The organism is Rhodococcus sp. NJ-530, assembly GCF_003860625.1.
In the GTDB taxonomy this organism is placed as follows: Bacteria; Actinomycetota; Actinomycetes; order Mycobacteriales; family Mycobacteriaceae; genus Rhodococcus_F; species Rhodococcus_F qingshengii.
In genome coordinates, this window is record NZ_CP034152.1 from 5687264 (window position 1) to 5704686 (window position 17423).

The 17423-nt window shown below is 62.1% G+C and carries 17 protein-coding genes; 8 read left to right on the top strand and 9 right to left on the bottom strand.

Annotated elements, in window-relative coordinates; translation table 11 throughout:
- The first annotated feature begins 70 nt into the window (after positions 1 to 70).
- From EHW12_RS26530 to EHW12_RS26555, 6 genes are all read left to right on the top strand, one after another.
- Positions 71 to 742, top strand: coding sequence for a methylamine dehydrogenase light chain (locus EHW12_RS26530; protein ID WP_029256402.1), 672 nt, complete (start codon positions 71 to 73; stop codon positions 740 to 742).
- Positions 739 to 2058 carry a hypothetical protein gene (locus EHW12_RS26535; protein WP_125052135.1) on the top strand — a complete coding sequence of 440 codons (1320 nt, stop codon included), beginning with the start codon at positions 739 to 741 and terminating at the stop codon, positions 2056 to 2058. The genes EHW12_RS26530 and EHW12_RS26535 overlap by 4 nt, the downstream gene beginning before the upstream one ends.
- Complete coding sequence (locus tag EHW12_RS26540) at positions 2055 to 3644, top strand: multicopper oxidase family protein (RefSeq protein ID WP_007729699.1); 1590 nt, start codon at positions 2055 to 2057, stop codon at positions 3642 to 3644. Before EHW12_RS26535 ends, EHW12_RS26540 begins: the two co-directional genes overlap by 4 nt.
- A gap of 27 nt (positions 3645 to 3671) precedes the next feature.
- A complete protein-coding gene (locus EHW12_RS26545) occupies positions 3672 to 4019 on the top strand; it encodes a plastocyanin/azurin family copper-binding protein (RefSeq protein ID WP_003940240.1) in 348 nt (115 codons plus the stop codon).
- Positions 4019 to 4342, top strand: a complete 324-nt coding sequence (locus tag EHW12_RS26550) for a cupredoxin domain-containing protein (protein ID WP_080712742.1) — start codon at positions 4019 to 4021, stop codon at positions 4340 to 4342. Before EHW12_RS26545 ends, EHW12_RS26550 begins: the two co-directional genes overlap by 1 nt.
- 74 nt (positions 4343 to 4416) lie before the next feature.
- On the top strand, positions 4417 to 5253 hold the full coding sequence (locus EHW12_RS26555; RefSeq protein ID WP_042447112.1) for a hypothetical protein: 837 nt from the start codon (positions 4417 to 4419) through the stop codon (positions 5251 to 5253).
- 95 nt (positions 5254 to 5348) lie between these two features.
- Here EHW12_RS26555 and EHW12_RS26560 read toward each other — a convergent pair whose 3' ends face one another.
- From EHW12_RS26560 to EHW12_RS26585, 6 genes are read right to left on the bottom strand one after another with little or no spacing between them, the layout of a single operon-like run.
- A complete protein-coding gene (locus EHW12_RS26560; RefSeq protein ID WP_037128722.1) occupies positions 5349 to 6038 on the bottom strand; it encodes a YdcF family protein in 690 nt (229 codons plus the stop codon).
- 25 nt (positions 6039 to 6063) lie between these two features.
- Positions 6064 to 7797 (bottom strand): ABC transporter ATP-binding protein, encoded by a 1734-nt coding sequence (locus EHW12_RS26565; protein WP_125052137.1) that lies wholly within the window; start codon positions 7795 to 7797, stop codon positions 6064 to 6066.
- Entirely contained in the window at positions 7794 to 9608 is a 1815-nt protein-coding gene (locus EHW12_RS26570; RefSeq protein WP_232508899.1) for an ABC transporter ATP-binding protein, read from the bottom strand. The genes EHW12_RS26565 and EHW12_RS26570 overlap by 4 nt, the downstream gene beginning before the upstream one ends.
- Positions 9605 to 9952 carry a plastocyanin/azurin family copper-binding protein gene (locus tag EHW12_RS26575; protein WP_003940254.1) on the bottom strand — a complete coding sequence of 116 codons (348 nt, stop codon included), beginning with the start codon at positions 9950 to 9952 and terminating at the stop codon, positions 9605 to 9607. The genes EHW12_RS26570 and EHW12_RS26575 overlap by 4 nt, the downstream gene beginning before the upstream one ends.
- A gap of 10 nt (positions 9953 to 9962) precedes the next feature.
- Positions 9963 to 11540, bottom strand: a complete 1578-nt coding sequence (locus tag EHW12_RS26580; RefSeq protein WP_125052139.1) for a multicopper oxidase family protein — start codon at positions 11538 to 11540, stop codon at positions 9963 to 9965.
- The gene (locus tag EHW12_RS26585; protein WP_125052141.1) at positions 11537 to 12559 is read right to left on the bottom strand and encodes an ABC transporter substrate-binding protein; all 1023 of its coding nucleotides are present in this window, start codon (positions 12557 to 12559) and stop codon (positions 11537 to 11539) included. Before EHW12_RS26585 ends, EHW12_RS26580 begins: the two co-directional genes overlap by 4 nt.
- Before the next feature lie 146 nt (positions 12560 to 12705).
- Here EHW12_RS26585 and EHW12_RS26590 point away from each other — a divergent pair, with 146 nt between their 5' ends.
- Positions 12706 to 13437 (top strand): TetR/AcrR family transcriptional regulator C-terminal domain-containing protein, encoded by a 732-nt coding sequence (locus tag EHW12_RS26590; RefSeq protein WP_125052143.1) that lies wholly within the window; start codon positions 12706 to 12708, stop codon positions 13435 to 13437.
- A gap of 64 nt (positions 13438 to 13501) precedes the next feature.
- Here EHW12_RS26590 and EHW12_RS26595 read toward each other — a convergent pair whose 3' ends face one another.
- Complete coding sequence (locus EHW12_RS26595) at positions 13502 to 14665, bottom strand: lipase family protein (protein WP_081558503.1); 1164 nt, start codon at positions 14663 to 14665, stop codon at positions 13502 to 13504.
- Positions 14666 to 14839: 174 nt separating this feature from the next.
- On the opposite strand from EHW12_RS26595, the gene EHW12_RS26600 reads away from it, so the two are divergent.
- On the top strand, positions 14840 to 15280 hold the full coding sequence (locus EHW12_RS26600; RefSeq protein WP_125052145.1) for a VOC family protein: 441 nt from the start codon (positions 14840 to 14842) through the stop codon (positions 15278 to 15280).
- A gap of 21 nt (positions 15281 to 15301) precedes the next feature.
- On the opposite strand, the gene EHW12_RS26605 is transcribed toward EHW12_RS26600, so the two are convergent.
- A complete protein-coding gene (locus tag EHW12_RS26605) occupies positions 15302 to 15901 on the bottom strand; it encodes a TetR/AcrR family transcriptional regulator (RefSeq protein ID WP_125052147.1) in 600 nt (199 codons plus the stop codon).
- Positions 15902 to 15959: 58 nt separating this feature from the next.
- Complete coding sequence (locus EHW12_RS26610; protein WP_037128727.1) at positions 15960 to 17393, bottom strand: FUSC family protein; 1434 nt, start codon at positions 17391 to 17393, stop codon at positions 15960 to 15962.
- Positions 17394 to 17423: the final 30 nt, after the last annotated feature.

The following is a 17423-nucleotide window of genomic DNA, read 5'->3' on the forward strand; positions in this document are numbered from 1 at the left end:
CTGCACAGTTCGATCCTCTTCACGAATCAGGAGAAAATCGTTGGACGACAATGAATTCCCGCAGCACAACATGACGGAGAATCGATATCCCGTCGACGAGGCGACAGTTCAGGCCCAGGCCGAATGGATGGCGGGCCAGGGCGGTTCGCTTACCAGCCGAACCGGACGTAAACTCTCCGAACGAGTTTCGCGGCGATCCATGATCAGTCGGATCGGCAAGTGGACCATGGGTGTGTCAGGAGTGGCACTGATCAGCACACTTCCCGTGACACGTAGTGCCTTCGCCCAAGAGCCCGAGGTTCCTGCGCCGGCACCTGGCCCCGAACCTCTTGTCCCTGTCTACGACGGTAAAGATCCGGCCGAGTGCGAGTACTGGCGCTGGTGCAACATGGACGGAACGTCCTGTGCCGCATGCAACGGCGGCGGTGTCACCACCTGCGCCCCCGGCAGCAAGCCCGGCGCAGAGTTCTGGGTCGGATGCTGCACCAACCCTGATACCGGCAAGACCTATCTGATCGCCTACTACGACTGCTGCGGTGCGCCTTCGTGTTCCAACGCATTCTGCGGCGAACCGGACATGCAGGCCGTGATGTACAACCCGGTCTCCGGAAGCTACGACCAGGAAATCATCTGGTGTGTCTCCGACGAGTCCCAGGCATACACCTGCACGATGGCGCCCATCATCGGTGAGGACTGCCAGACTCGACCGGCCGAGCGCCCCAAGGTCGGTGCCGGATCATGAGCAGTCCGCGAACCCGAAAACTGGCGCGACCCGCCGTTGCCGTCATCCCACTCACCGTCGTACTCGCGCTGGCCGGTTGCAGTTCGTCCGACAACGACGAACCTTCCAGCGCAGGTGATGTCACCTATCCGACAGTTCCGTTCACTGCACCGGGCGAGGGGATCTCCCTCGGTCACGACGACCAGGAAATCGGCGACACCATTCCCGAGCCGTTGCACGTCGGTTCGATCACCCCGATCGCAGCTGACCGCTTGCTGGGCGTCGAAGGTGGATTCGGCCAACTCGAGCTCAGCGTCAACGTCATCGATCCGAAAACTGGTGTGGCCGAGAGCCGAATCACCGTCGGCCCGGGTATCTGGGATCCGGTCATTCACGGATTCGTCGGGGATTCCGCCGAAGATCCTGCGGTGCTCGCTGCCGAGGTGTGGCGGCCCCGAGGTTCCCGCGGCGCAGCAGATTTCACGGTCAGCACCTACTCCGGAAACCTGCTGGAACCAGCCGAGGTCATGCTTCCGGACGTCGCACGCGTACATTCCCGTCCCGGCTCGAACGCCGTGACCTCCGACGGCAAGTTCTTCGTCACGTGGGACGACGGTTTGTACGGCATCAGAGTGGTCGACCTCGAGAAGAAGGAAGCGACCGGTGCACTCCAGATAGTCGGCTGCGGTCCGTTCACGTGGATGGTCGATCACGCGCTGTACAGCGTCTGCGAGGACACCCGGGAACTGCTGCACGTCACGATCGGTGACGACGGTGTTCCGAAGGAAACCGCCCGAAGCAAGGTCCTACCCGAGGATTTTGTCTCCACCCGCAAGGTCACGTGGGCATCGAAAGCGAATAAAGCCTTGCTGGTCAGTGAGAACGGCGATGTGTACGTCTTCGACTTCTCCAACGGACTACCTCAGGAAGGTGTCAAGCCGATCGGAAACGCCGGGCAGGACTCCGGTCGATTCTCGGAGAACGTCATCAACGCCGACGCAACCCGGCTCGCAATCGCGTACACGGACACGGCTATTCATCCGGACTCTGCTCGGGGAGGCTCACTGGTCAAGATCGACTTGTCCGACGCAACGACCTTCGCCCCAGTGAAGAGCTTGACGCTTGCAGACCTCGGCCTGACAGACATCAAGAGCATGACCTTTTCCGTCGACGGCGCCACGTTCTACGTGCTCGGTACCGGACCTGAGGTCGAAGGCTCCGCTCCGCAGAAGATCGTGGGTTACAACGCGAGCACCGGCGAGCAGGTCAGTTCCGTCGATGTCTCGGGCAACGTCGGGGATGTCAGCGGGTTGATCACACCAGAAGTACTCCGATGAGTCGTCCCGGATCCGGTGTGGTGATGGGCCGGCGCCGCTTCCTGAGTTTGGGAGCACTCGGCGCCGGAGCACTCGGGCTCGGCGCAATGGGGACGATTGCCGGATGCAGTTCCACTGCAGCATCTCCGACGCCCACAACCGATCTCGACTACATCCTGCCCACCGACCCCGAAGTTGCCGCCGCAGAATCGGCGCGAGCCTGGAACGGGACCACCGCTGCGTTTGCCCTTGCCGCCGGATTCTCGACGGTAGATCTTGGCGGACGCCTCGTGAACACGTGGACGTACGGAGGCGCTGCGGTGGCTCCGGAACTTCGCCTGAAGTCCGGTGACCGGGTGAACGTCAGCGTCCAGAACGGCCTCGACGCCGAAACAACACTGCACTGGCACGGAATTCGAGTCCGCAACGACATGGACGGCGCGGCACCCACCACGCAGGCCCCCATCGGTGCCGGTTCGAGTTTCGAGTACAACTTCATCGCAACGGATCCGGGAACGTACTGGTACCACTCGCACAGCGGATTACAAGCCGATCGGGGGCTCTTCGGCGCCATGATCGTCGAGGATCCGAACGACATCACCGGGGCCGACGCCGATGCCGTTCTGGTGCTCGACGACTGGCTCGACGGATTGGGTACCACCCCGGATTCCGTCCTGATGGCCCTGAACCCGGCAATTTCGGGCGGGCACGGCGGACACGGCGGTGGGGCAACAACTCCGGCGGAACACTCGGAAGCCGACATGTCCGTCGCGCAACAGTTGGTGAGCGGCGGACACGGTTCTTCCGAACCACTCGGCGGGATGACTCAACACATCGCGTATCCACTGCACTTGATCAACGGGCGGCCACCCAACGATCCTGCTGTCGTGACTGCAGCGCCCGGTTCGACCCTGCGACTGCGAATCATCAACGCAGCCGCCGAAACTCCGTACCGGTTTGCTGTGGCCGGTCACGAGATGACAATTGTCGCTACCGATGGCTACGACGTGGAACCAACTCCCGCCGACACCATCATCGTCGGAATGGCGCAGCGCTACGACGTGCTGGTGACGGTGAAGTCGGGAACATGGCCGGTGGTGGCGAAGGTCGAGGGCCGAGATGGTTATGCGTCGACCGTCCTACGCAGCACCGACGCGTTGGCGCTGGCGAACCCGGATGTGGGCGGAAACCTCTCGGAACTGGCCGGCCGACTGGTCACCGAAAGCGAACTCCGGCCCACGGAATCCGCACGGCTCGAGACGAAATCGCCTGATCGCGACTACCGCATCGAGTTGATCCAGGCCGGCGATCGGTACGTCTGGGGAATGGCGGGGGCCGATGCAGGCAAGCTCGTCATGAAACAGGGCGAACGGGTCCGGATCACGATGAAGAACGCGTCCACGATGTGGCACCCCATGCACACCCACGGCCACACGTTTGCGGTACCGGATTACGGCGGACTTCGCCGCGACACCGTCAACGTCCTACCCGGCACCGAGCTTGCCATCGAGTTCGACGCCGACAATCCCGGCGAGTGGATGTTCCACTGCCACAACGCCTACCACTTCGAGGCCGGCATGACGGCAAATCTGCGTTACGTCCGCTGACAAGTCGAAGAATGGAGAGAACACCTCATGAAGAAGCTCGTTCCCGCTTTCCTGGCCGCGTGCGCTGCCCTGAGCCTCACCGCCTGCAGTAGTGATGCCGGTGCGTCGTCGGACGAACCTGCAGTCGTGATCGAGGTGAAGAACATGGCGTACACACCGGCATCGGTCACCATCGAGAAGGGACAGACCGTCGAATGGAAGTTCGACGACAGCGGACTCCCCCACGACGTGGTCGGCAACGGTGATCTCGACGGGAAACTGAAGAGCGAGTTGCTCACCGAGGGAACCTTCTCGTACACGTTCGACGACGCCGGAACCTTCACCTACCACTGCACGCCCCACCCGATGATGGTGGGCACCGTGATCGTTCAATAGTGAGGAGGTGGATCGCCGGCTTCGGCCTCGCCGTCGCGGCGACGTGTGTCCCAGCTTGCGGCACAGAAGATCCCGTCCCCGACGTGGTGGTCGAGATCAGCAATGTTCAGTTCAGTCCGATGGACGTCACCGTGGAGCACGGCGGCACCGTCGAGTGGCGCTTCGACGACGGCGGACTCCTGCATCACGTGGAATCACCCGGCCTGTTCGACAGCGGTATCACCGGAGACGGAACTTTCCGGCATACGTTCGAGAGCGTCGGAGTCTACGAATATTCGTGCTCCGTCCACCCGTACATGATCGGAGTCATCACAGTGCTGTGAACTCTGGCTCATCACTTTTCGCTGCGACTTCGGCTCGACACTTTTCCTGAACCACAAACACTTCGGAGGATCTGATGACTACTGTTCTCTCACACGGCCCACTGCAGACCGACGTCCCTGACATCCGGCCGACCCTTCAAGGATCGGTCGGCACCGCGACCCGTGTCAGCCTCGTCGCGGCGGGCGCCGCTGCGGGTGCCGGCCTCGCACTCGTGGCCACGCCATCTGCGACAACAGCTTTGACCACAGCTGTTATCGGCGCCGGGCTGGTTACGTCGCTGGCCGCGAACTGGTCGACCTGCGGAATGTCCGTCGCCGGAGTTGTTGCGGCGCCGAAGCAAGTCGATCGGAAGGGATCCTCGACTCCCGTCCGCCGACTCGGCTGGCACGCTCTGGGTTCGGTCACGACGGGAGCCGTCACCGGGGCATTGATCGGCGCTCTCGGTGCGGCGATGTCCGGGTACGTGCCGGTCGGCTGGGCGCTGGGCGTCTGGGCCGTCGTCGCGGTTGCATACGGGCTGCACGAGTTGGGTGCGGTGAGCATGCCGACTCCGATGCGGCGCCAACAGCTTCCGCGCCATCTGCGCCGCACGATGGCGCCCTGGAAGGTCTCGCTGATCTTCGGCGCGATCATCGGTCCGGGATTTCTGATCTTCATCCGCTCGAGTGCGTACTACCTCCTGGCACTCGGCGTCATGGCTTCGGGTTCACCGGCTCTCGGGGCGGCGCTGTTCACAGTCGTATCCCTTGGCCGCTGCATGCCCAGCCTCGCGGCAATCGTGCACACCAAGCGCGGTGGCTCGATGCCGGGATTCCTCTCGATCATGTGCGTCGTGGACCGTCGCGTGCAGAGCGTCACCGGCGCGGCATTGATCGCACTGGGAGCATTCGCCGCCGCAGCACTGATCTGACTCTCGACCGAGCACCCTTCACCTCGAGTGAACACACGCTCCGACTCTCCGGAGCGTGTGTTCACTCGACAGAAACCGTGCGCACTCACCCCGCGTCAGGGAATCGACAGCGCCACCTGGACCGAGTCCTCCGACGGCGACGTCACCTTTGCGTCCCGGCTCCACAGCATGTCGAGCGCCGCCTTGGGCTTGGCAAGGACCCACTCCCGCGCGGCGTTCTTGATCAGCGTCGGAGTTGCGCACCCGCAATCGCTGTTCACCCCGTCTGCGTCGATGCCGACGTCTCGGCACAATGCCACGGCGCGTGGCACGTGATACCCCTGAGTGACGATCAACGCCTTGGTCACCCCATACGTATGTATGGCCCGGAAGCAGGTGTCGTAGGTGTCGAGGCCGTACGGATCCCCGACGATGCGACGCGCATCGATTCCCTGCTCCACCAGGTAGTTCGTCATCGCGGCGATCTCGTCACCCGAGCCGCCGTTCGCGTCGCCGGAGACCAGGACCGCTTTAGCCTTTCCCGCTTCCACCAGTTCTACTGCTGCGTCCAGCCGCCCTTTCAGGAAAGCCATCGGCTTGCCGTCCTTGATCTGCGCGCCCAGCACGATCACGACCGGAGCATCGGGAGCATCGGCGGCGTCCGACGTGTGGCCGGCCGACGCCACGGAAATCCACACGATCGAGCCCGCGTAGACAACCGCTCCGAGCACCGCAATGCCTGCGACCCAACGAGGCCACCGGCGCTTGCGCGGCGGTTTCACTGGATCTGCAGCGGCTTCGTCCATTCGTCGATCAAACCACACGGTTTCTTCACCGCTTAGGCGCTCGGTCGATCCTCCATCCCTCCGCGCCACTGCGCTCGGCCCACAAATCCGAGTACTTCCCACCTCGCGCGATCAGGTCTTCGTGGGAGCCGACCTCCTCCACCCCACCGTCTTCGAGGTAGACGATGCGATCTGCTCCCTCAATAGTCGACAGGCGATGAGCGATGATCACCACCGTTCGACCACGGGCCAATCGGTGAATTGCCTCGGTGATGGCGACTTCGTTCTCTCCGTCGAGGGCGGAAGTCGCTTCGTCGAGAAGAACAATCGGAGTGTCCTTGAGGAATGCCCGCGCAATCGAGACCCGCTGACGTTCACCGCCGGACAGCAGTGATCCGCCTTCACCTACCCTGGTCTCCTCACCGCTCGGCAAACGGTCGATCACTTCGCCTAGCCTGGAGTCCACCACTGCTTGACGGACCTCCGACTCGGTGGCATCCGGACGCGCCAACCGAACGTTCTCCAGGATGGTTCCGTCGAACAGGTAAACCTGCTGTGAGACAGTCGATATCCGAGACATCAATGCTCTCGTTCCGATCTCGCGAACATCGGCTCCCCCGATGGTTACCGCACCTTCGTCTACGTCCCAGAATCTGGAGATCAGCCGAACCAGAGTTGTCTTTCCGGAACCGGAAGGACCGACCAGAGCAGTGACCGAGCAGTCCGGGAATTCGAGACTCACGTTACGAATCACGCGATCCGGGCCGTAGCCGAAGGAGACCGAATCGAACCGAATATCATACGACGTAGGCTCTTTCGGCACCTCAGGTTCCGCCAGCACCGGTACATCGATCATCTCTCGGACAGATCCGAGCGACACCCGGGCCAGTGAGATACCTTCACCGAATCCTGCGAGCATCTGCATCGGCTCCACGAACCTCACGGCCAACACGAGAACAACGATCACGCTTGCTGTGTCGATGGACCCGGTGGTGACCAGCAGTGCCGCCAGTACCAGGACGGTGAGAAAGGCAACCTGAACGACGATCATGAACCGCAGCAGATACTTGTCGACCGATCCGATTTCCTGCAGGTGTGCGTCCCGGTTGGACACAAGAGCTTCGTCCAACCGAGTCCAGCCTTCGCCACTCTTACCGGCCGAACGTAGAACTTGCTGCGCCTGTGCATATTCGACGACGCGCGATGCCAACTCGGATTCGCTCTTGCCGATCGCCTCGTATTCGGGAACAACCGCACGCTGCACGTTGCGGTAAGCCCGAATCCCCAGTGGAACGAAGACGACCATCGCGAGGGACAGTCGCCAGTCCACAAACAACACAGCGATCGCCACTGTCGCTGGAGTCACCGTGACGGTGACGAGTTGCGCGATGATCATTCCCGGGATGCTCATCAAGATAGCCGTGCCCTCGGTGACCAGGCGAGTGAACGCTCCACGGTTTGCCTTGCTGAACCACCCGAGCGGAACCTGCACCAAGTGATCACCGAGGCGATGCATGATTCCACCGGCAAAACCCTCGATTCCGATGCGGTATGCCCGATTCTCGGCGATCCACCGTACGGCGCCACAGGCCACCGCCACGAGAGCAGCCGTGACAACCCACGGCACTGCGGCGTCGTAATCGCCGCGAACCACCGCTTTCAGGATCGGAATCATCAGTGCAAAGACGACACCCTCGAGTATCCCGGCGAGCGCGAAACCTGCTATCTGACCTCGCATCCCATTGTCGCGCCCGAGGATTTCGTCCAGGTCTCGAATCATTGCGGCGCCTTTCGCGGAGAGATGTCTTCGACGAGGGGGTTCTGGAGCGCCCACATCCGCGCGTAGGTTCCGCCGAGCGCCGACAACTGTTCGTGCGTACCTTTTTCCACGATCCGTCCGGCGTCGAGAACGAGTATCTGATCTGCGTATCGGACGGTGTGCAGTCGATGAGCGATCACCATCAGGGTGCCGCCGTCTGCACTGATCTCGCCCAGTGCGCGTTGAACGGCCGATTCACTGTGGGGATCGGCCTGCGAAGTCGCCTCGTCCAGGATGACGATCGGCGGGTTCTGAAGGATGGCGCGGGCGATCGTCAGGCGTTGCTTCTCCCCACCCGACAGCTCACCGCCCGAACCACCACCGATCTCGGTGTCGTACCCGTCCGGCAGTCGCATGATCACGTCGTGAATCTGCGCCCGCCTCGCCGCTGTCTCCACTTCCAGATCCGTTGCATCCGGTCGACCGAGCCGAATATTCTCGCGCACGCTGTCCCGCAGGAGCACAACATCTTGGAAGACGATGGCCATTGATCTCAAGACTTCGCGACTGGACTGATCTCGTAAATCGCTTCCGCCCAGTCGAATAGACCCGTCCGTGACGTCCCAGAACCGCGGAAGTAGACGCGCCAAAGTGGTCTTTCCGGAGCCGGAGGGGCCAACGATCGCGGTCACGGTGCCCGGTTGCATCTCGAAGGAGATGTTCTCGAGGACGCGCTGCCCAGTAGTGTATTCGAAGCCGACGCTGTCGAATTCGACCAAAGTGCTGCGAGCAGGCACTGCATCCTGAGGTTCGGCCAGCTCTGGTTCGCCGAGGATGCTCTCGACGTGAGTCGCTCCCAGTTGGCCTTCGCGGTAGAGGTTGGCCATCGTTCCCATGTGCAGAACCGACGACGGAACACCGATTCCGACGACCAGAAAGGCAACAAGAGCTACCGGGGTAATCCAACCCCCGGACAACATTGCAGTTCCCGTCGCCGTGATGACCACGATGAGTACCGCCGGTGAGAGGAGGATCGACATCGCGACCACCGGCCTTCCCATCCCCGACATCCATCGCACGCACACCGCAACCATCGAATCGACAGCGCTCGAGTAGCGCGCGAATGCGCGACTCCCACTCCCGTACGTCTTGACAACCTCGATACCGTCGCCCAGTTCTACTGTCGCAGAGGTCAATGTCGACATTGCAAGATTCCAGGAGTCGACGTTCGTTCGATAGGCTCTGCGCATCGACGGCGCGGCGAGAGCGAGACACACTCCGATGTAGCCGACCAGGACCAGGCTGAACTTCCAGTCCATCGCCACCAGATAGATCAGGGCCACTATCGGCGACAGGATCGCGGGCACCACGTCGGCGGGAAGGTGAGCGACGAGAAGATGCATCCGCTTCACGTCGTCCGTCATCGCCTGCTTCACTTCACCGGTGCCACCATTTGCAAACCACCCCAGAGGAACTCGGGACAGATGCCGAGCGATACGCGAGCGGATCGAGTATTTGAAATGCGCGTCGGCGGTGTGACACACGGTCAGTGCTGCGTTGTAGACGACAAAACCGAGAATTGTGCCCGCTGCACCGATTGCTGCCCACATCCAGACCAGGTTCAACGACGAGCCGGTCAGGAGCACCCGCGCGATCTCGACCACCGCAACGTAGGGCAGGAATCGCAGTGGCACCGACAGTGCCGACAGACCCGCCCCTAGGAGGAGTTGATTTCTCACCGGCGCGATCATCCTGCCCAAAGCGTCTCGGTCGACGAGTCCAGGCGAGTCTTCCGGGGCTGCGGACTCGTTCACTTTCATTGCCGCACTCACTCTTCGACGATGATCGTGCCGGTCATGTTCGGATGTGGTGTGCACGTGTAGGTGAACGTTCCGGCTTTGTCGAAGGTCTGACTGTAGGTTCCGCTTCCTTGGAGATCGCTCTTGATCCCCAACTCGGCGAACACGACATCGTGCGGCATTCCCTGGTCCTCGAAAATCCACGTGACGGTCTGTCCTGTGTGCACGGTGACGGAGTTCGGTGTGTACGCAAGGTTTTTCACCGAGATCTCGACCGGCGCTTGCTCGGTAGATCCCGTCGAATCGTTGCCGCACGACGTCAGTGTGAACACCGCTGCAACAGCGATCAATGTGGTCAATCCGGTGCGAACTGACATTCTGCTCTCCTCATCGAACGTAGTGGAGGTCGGCAGTCATCCCGGCCTCGAAGTGGTACGCGTTGTGACAGTGAAACATCCACCGTCCTGGATTGTCGGCGTCGAAGTCGATCGCCATTTGTGTACGCGGAAGTACGATCACAGTGTCTCGGCGAAGCCCGCCGTAGGAGGGAACCGAGAAGGTGTGCCCATGGGTGTGCATCGGGTGCCACATGTCGGTGTCGTTGTTCATGACGATTCGTATTCGCTCGCCCTGCTTCATTCTCAACCGACCTGCATCGGCGCCCGCCATTCCCCAGACGTATCGATCGCCGGCCTGAATGAGATCCACCGAATACGCACGATCCGGTGCCCTCTGCTCCAGCGCTCCTGACGGGCGAAGCTCCGATTCCAGAACGAGCCGACCGCCGGAACCTGACAGCACTGCAGGCGAAGTCAGGTCGACGACCGCTACCGAATCCGGCGTCCGAAGCAGGCACGCGACGCCACCTGACTTCCCTTCCACCTTCGCGGCGATGGGCCACGAGCCGGACTGCACCGTCACCAATACGTCGTATCGCTGCGCGGGTGCGATCAGAATCTCGTCTCCGGCTGTGTAGGCAACGTCCTGCCCGTCAGCACTGACAACGGTCATCTCGTGCCCGGCGACCGAGAAACGGTACGGAGTCTCCGCCCCGGCATTGATCACCCGCAATCGAAGCCGAGTTCCGGCCGTCGCGCTGACGACGAAGGGATCTTCCACAGGCCGTCCGTTGATCAGGTGCAGTGGATACGTGATGTGCGTTGCCATTCCACCGAGCGCCTCGGAATTACCGTGACCGCTGGCGAGAAGTTCTGCGGCAGAATCAATCTCTGCATCATCGACTTCCGGTGGAGTGCCGCCGTGCCCGTGGTGTCCTCCCTGCACGTCCGGTGACAATGCGCGAAGCACTGCATCCGGGGTTGTTCCCAGCCCGTCGAGCCAGTCGTCGATCACGATGACGACGTCCTCGTCGGCTCCGGTCCGGTCGTTCGGGTCCTCGACCACGAGTGCACCGAATAGCCCTCGATCGGCCTGCAAGCCTGAATGGGAGTGGTACCAATATGTTCCGTGATCCGGGGCCACGAAGTCGTAGGTGAACTCGGCACCTGGTTGGATTCGTTCCTGGGTGACCGGCGGGACGCCGTCCATGTCGTTGCGGATCGCAATGCCGTGCCAGTGCACCGAGGTCTCCGTCGGAAGGTCGTTCTGCAAAAGAACGTTGAGCCGGTCTCCCTTGGAGATTCGAAGCTCCGGGCCAACTGCTTCCGCACCGTACGACCATGTGTCGACCTCTCTGGCGCCCAGACTCACCCGAGCCGGTGCAGCTGTCAGATTCCGTTCGACTGTGCGCCCGCTATGAAATCTCGCCTGTTCGGCAGCACGAACTTCGTCGTCGAACGGTGAAATCTCAGAACTGGATTCGTTCGCCGAACCACGGCTGCACGCACTCAATGCCACAGAACCCAAAGCCGCAGAACCCACAGCCGCAGAACCCACAGCCGCAGAGCCGAGCGTCACCGCTCCCCATCGCAGAGCCAGGCGCCGACTCAACGCACTCGAACTCATGCCGTCAGCGCCGTGAATTCCTGATAGCGCGTCGCGGCAACAGCTTCGGTTCCGGTGCCGGTCAGATTGCCGGCAGCCATGGCATCCATGTCCTCGATCATCCAGAAGGTGGCGAAGGGATGAGTGGCAAGCCACATGTCTCCGTTGACCTTGGCCACTCGGTTCTCCTGCACCGCTGAAAGACTCGGGAATCCGGGAACACCGGCAACCTTGCCGAACTCGTACACGCCCTCGTCGAACACGGCTATGATCCGAGCATCCTGCGCCGGGATCGCCTCGTCGGACAGGGGCGCATACGGCAGTCCTCCAGCCGCATTCGCTCGCTGGGATTCCGGACGCCCGAAGCCGCTCTCCGCCAACAGCAACGACGGCGGCGCCTGCTCGGTGGTGGTGGCAAGGATTCCAGAACTGCTCATCAGCACCGACACGGTGTTCGCTTCACCACCGGACCGAGCAGAGACGTCAGCGATCTTGCCCTCCAAGGCGACGGTCAGCTTGTCGGCAACCGACTGACGATCAAAAGCGCGTCCGAAGAAGGCAAGATTCTCACGCCACGGAGTGGTGACGGCCGGGACCGGCACTGTGGGGACGGTCGATGCGAGGGAGTCGTAGTAGCTCCGATCGCCCATCGACGTGAAGATGACCAGTCCGGGATCCTGGGCGAGGACCTGCTCGATCGGGGGTGCACCGAGCGGCGGCACCGTGACCACCTCGGTACCCGCTGACGCCAAGATGTCCTGGCCGATCTCCGATCCCCACGACGTGAAGACCACATCAGGGGTGATGCCGACGGCAAGGAGACCGAGTGCGGCGTATTCGTCGAGGGAAACAATTCGCCCGAGGTCGCCTGGAACCGACGTCTCACCGAATTCATGGGACACAACACGCGTTCCCTCGGCAGGTTCCGTCGTCGGTCCCGCCTCACTCGAGCTACAGGCGGCCGCAGTCAGGGCAACGACACTGACCAGCAGCGAAGCACCCAGCCTCGATAGGTAACCGGGTCGCGTTTTCAACTTCATGGTGTCCTTCAGCTTCGAAAAATCGGGGGGTTCGCATAAATCCGAGCACTGCTCGGATTTGGCAAGTAAACCTCACCTAAGTTCATCCGTCAATCGCTTGCGTCGACTACGCACACCGATCCGACGCCGCTAAGCTCGGTCGGACCATGACTGCGCCATCACCTGACAAGAAGTCCGCCGCGACATCAGAGCGCCGCCGGAGTTACAACACCGGGATCACTGCGGACGCGGTGCTGACCGTGGCGTTCGGGCTCAGTCGCGAGCACGGAGTCGAGGGCTGGTCGCTGCGGCAGCTGCTCGGCGAACTCGATACGTCGTTCTCCGTCGTCTATCGACTCGTCGGAGATCGGGACGCACTCTCGGCTGCGGTGGTCGACAGTGCGGTGTCGGCCGTGAACGTGCCATCCGCACAGGAAGATTGGCGTCGATGGCTGACACATCTGCTCTTGCAGATGCGAGAGGCATTGATCGAGTGTCCAGGCGCGGCGCAGTGGCTGCTGATGAACGGAGTTGCCACCCAGCGCAGCCGGGAACTCATGGAGGCAGGATTGGCATCGCTGATCGACGCCGGGTTCGGGGAAGAAGCCGCTCAGGCTTACACCGTCGCCTTCACCTCGACAATCACACTGATCGCCATGAACGACGCCAGGCGCATTCCCAGCGGACAGCCTTCACCCGATCACAGCGCGATGCTGGAACGACTGAGTAACGACGGACCCTCAGATCCTCGTTCATCGATGGAGACACTGATCGGGAAGTTCGCCGGTCCACCGGATGCTGCGGAAGCAACACGGGCAGAACACTATCGCTACACACTCGACCGTGTCCTCGACGGCCTCGAGGCGCGGCTGTACGCAATCAAGGAGTCACAGAAATGACCGCGGGGTCGCTGTCGCACTTGTGCGACAGCGACCCCGCGGATGATCTGGATTCTCGGTATGCCTAGCGGAACAGGTTCGCGACGAACGGAATCGTGTCAGCCTGTGATTCGACCAAAGCGCCGCTGTGATCGGTGTTGTAGGTCTTGAACGTGACCGGTTCACCGTTGGCGACCAACGCTGCAACCAGCGAAAGTGCAGACGGTGCAGGGACATCCACGTCAAGCAGGCCCTGGCCGATGAAGATGGGGCGATCGTATCCACTGGTCGGTACACCCATGTAATCGTTCAGCAGACCCTGGAAGTTCGGGATCTGACTGAGCGGGCGGGAAAAGATGTCACCGAGGACCAGATCCTTGGAAGCCTCGTCCAGGTCTGCGGCGCAGAGCTTTTCGGCCGAGTCGACCTTTTCCCTTCCCAAGTCGTTCAGGTAGGAATTCAAGTCGATCTCGGGGTGCGCTTCCCGCAAGCCCGCGAGGATGTAGAGCGCGTACGACGTCAATCCGCCGCCGAGGGCGATGGGAGGGAAGCCCGGACCGGCAGGCAGGAGGGTCAACTCGATGTTGGCCGGCACTCCGGTACCCACCCCGCCGCGATAGTCGAGAGAATCCCCACCGTATTCAGTGGCGTAGCGCGCCGTCGTGATGGCCGCTCCGCCGCCCTGCGACTGTCCGACCACTGCCCACCGATTCGAGATGGTGGGGTCGATCACCCGAGCAGCCTTGACCGAGTCGACGACGCTGTGCGCCTCCACCTTTCCGTCGAGATACGGCATCAGCCCCGGTGTTCCCAGACCGACGTAGTCGGTGGCGACTACGGCGTAGCCCTCGGAGAGCCAACGCCCCAGGTAGGGGTAGTCGCGCTCGGGCAGGCCAGGCCCGACCAGCGAAGGGGCACAGGAATCGTCGAGTCCCGTGGTGCCGTGCGCCCACGCGATGACGGGCCAACCACCTTCCGGTGCCGGGCCGGCCGGGACGTAGTACGCGCCACTGCTCAGCGCAGGCCCGCCGTTGGAACCGATGGTCCAGTACGTGAATCGCTTGGCGTCGGCGGTACCCGGAATCCACAGATCTTTCGGTAGCGGCTCACTCGACACCACAGTGCCGGTGGCTTGCGACGCGCTCGGTGCCTGTGCGGACGCGATGGGCGCAGCAACGGCGGAGCCGATCGTTGCAGCACAGAGGGCTGCGATGGATACGCGGGCAAACGACTTCGACTGGAATTTCACGTCTGACGACTCCGGTTCGTGCGGTGGGCGACCTCGTTGGACGTTATCGTAGATTTTGTTTAACCGATCGGTCAAGCAAAATCTTGCAGCTTCGTGAAACGTATATGTCGAGATTCACGCCCTAACTCCGACCTAGCATCGAACCGCACGAAAAAACAGTAGGAGGATGGGCACATGGCACACGTACAGCGTTTCGACCACATCGGCATCACCGTCGCGGACCTCGAATCAGCGACGGCATTCTTCGTCGGTCTGGGTCTCGAGGTGGAGGGCACCGGATCCGTGGAGGGTGAGTTCGTGGAAACCGTCTGCGGTATCCCTGGAGCCAAGTGCGAAATCGCCATGCTGCGCCCGCCGGGCGAAGGATCACGGCTCGAGCTCTCGTCCTTCGTCACGCCCGAGCACGTACCCGGATCGCCTGCTCCGATGGCCAACGAGATCGGGATACGCAACGTGTCTTTCGAGGTGGGCGATCTCCAGGCGGCGGTCGACGCGGTGGCTGCGGACGGTTACGGACTCATCGGCGGGATCGGCGAGTACGAGAACCGCGTGCGCATGGCCTACGTCCGGGGGCCTGAAGGGATCATCGTGTCCCTGTTCGAGCAGATCGCCTGAAGCGTCACGGCATTCGGAGCGTCAGATCGCCTTCCAGGAGCTGGCCAGAGCGCCCATCGCAGCCGCGAATTCGGCGAACGCCGCGTCGATTCTGACGCGGTCACCGGTGGTCACCAGATCGAGCGTCAACCCGCGAATCTGTGCCAACACGATCGTCGCGTAGCGATCAGCGCGATCGGGTGGACATCCGTGCACGAGCGCAGCTTCCGCCAAACCACCCAACCAGTCCCCCACCACATGGTCGAGAAACTCGCGATACCGCTCCGGATGCAACAACGCCTGTCCGTAGATCTCGAACATCAAGCGAAAGTTCGGCAACGATTCCGCTGATGTGCGCCCATTCCAGTAACTCGTCAACATCTCGACGATGTCGGTCCCGGAAGAGATGTCGAGAGAAGAACTGTCTCGCAGGGTGGCAACTACTTCAGTGAGCAGTTGTTCCTTCGAACCGAAATGATGGATGAGTGTCGCATGACTGATCCCCAGATCCTTGGCCAATGGCCGCATGGACAGTTCACCGACGCCGTTCGCCGTGACGTACGCGGTTACCTGCTCGAGCAATTCGGCACGGCGATGCTGGTAACGCAGTTTCCGGCCGTCGATCGGCATGCTGTCCTCCACCTGCAGGAGCCTACGCAGTACCGGAAACACGGCAGTACCGGAAACACGGCAGTACCGGTTACACGGTGACGTGGTGGCGATCCGATCGACTGATCGTCACAGCGGCGACGACAACACCGATCACCACGCCGATGAGAGTGTCCGCGACGCGAGCCACTGCCGCTTCGGTCCCGATCGGAGCACTGAAACCGATGAGGAGCAGTGCCATCGGGGTGACGGCCAGTGATGTCAGTGCATAGTTCTTGATCACGAGCAGCTCAGCAGCAGTCTGCAGAATCACGACCACGGCAACCGCTTGCCAGTAGCCGAGCGTCAATGCGATGAGAGCAGCAGCGACGACGGCGCCACCGACATTTCCCACCAACCGCTGAATCCCACGCTGGACGGTCTGCTTGTAGTTCAGCCCCTGCATCGCGGCGATGGCACCCATCGACGCCCAGAGCGGATGCTCCAACCCGGCTCCCGCCGCGAGCCAACCGGCCAGAGCCGACGCTGCCACGATGCGGAGAGCATTCATCCGCACCGGGCGCGAATACAGCCGATTCAATCCTTCGAGAAAATAGCCTTCGGGCGCGGCCAGGTTCTTTGCCGGTGCGAGATCGTGTTCGATCATGCTGGAACGCTTGAGCTTCCGAAGCTCCTTCTCGTGCCGAGCAATGCTGCGAATCAGGGTGGCGTCGCCGTGCAACTGCCACTCCTGAACTGCCGCTTCTGCTTCGTCGAGCACCGCCACCAGTTCGCGTCCGTGATCGACGGTCGACTTGATCCGGCCGCTCGACGCAATAACCAAGCGGGCGTTGGCAATCGATCCGAGCGCCGGTTCCACTCCGCCTGCGCCGGACTGTTCGAGACGCCCCACCGCAGAAACTGCACGGGCAACTGCCAGGCGGGCAGGTCCCATCGGCAGTACGAGCGCTGGGAGCATCGCGGCCGCCCAACCGACCAGAACTCCGAGCGCACCGGCAATGACCAACCGCGCCAAATCATCAACGCTGGAGGCATATCCGGCTGCACCGGTCGCCGCGAAGACGAGGATGACGGGCCCTGGTCCGGTGATCCGGAAGCCCGACATGAAGCAGTACGACGCACCCGCAAGCAAAGAGAGGATGCCGATCTGCAACCACATCGGAACGCCCGCGACACCCATGGCGCCGCCGAAGGCAATCGAAACCACCAGTGCAGCACCCACCATTGCCAGCTTGCCGGCCAACCGTGGGTACGGCTCGTACCTGCCGAACGCGGCACACAGCGCACCCAAGGCCGCGAAGCCGGCCAATTCCCGCTGCCCGAGCAGTCCGCCGACCACGAGGACTACGGCGGTGGCGAGTCCGACTCTGATCGCCGGGGCGATGGTCGCGTCCGCGGATCCGATACGAAAAGCCGCTCGCCACGTCGCCCCGGAGACGGTATGTGCAATGGCCTCACTCGAATGAGTGAGACGGCTGGGCGTCCTGGCTGCGGTTTCGGTTCGGGTCACCCACCCAGCATACATTTATTTCACTAGTAAATTACTTGTGAAGTA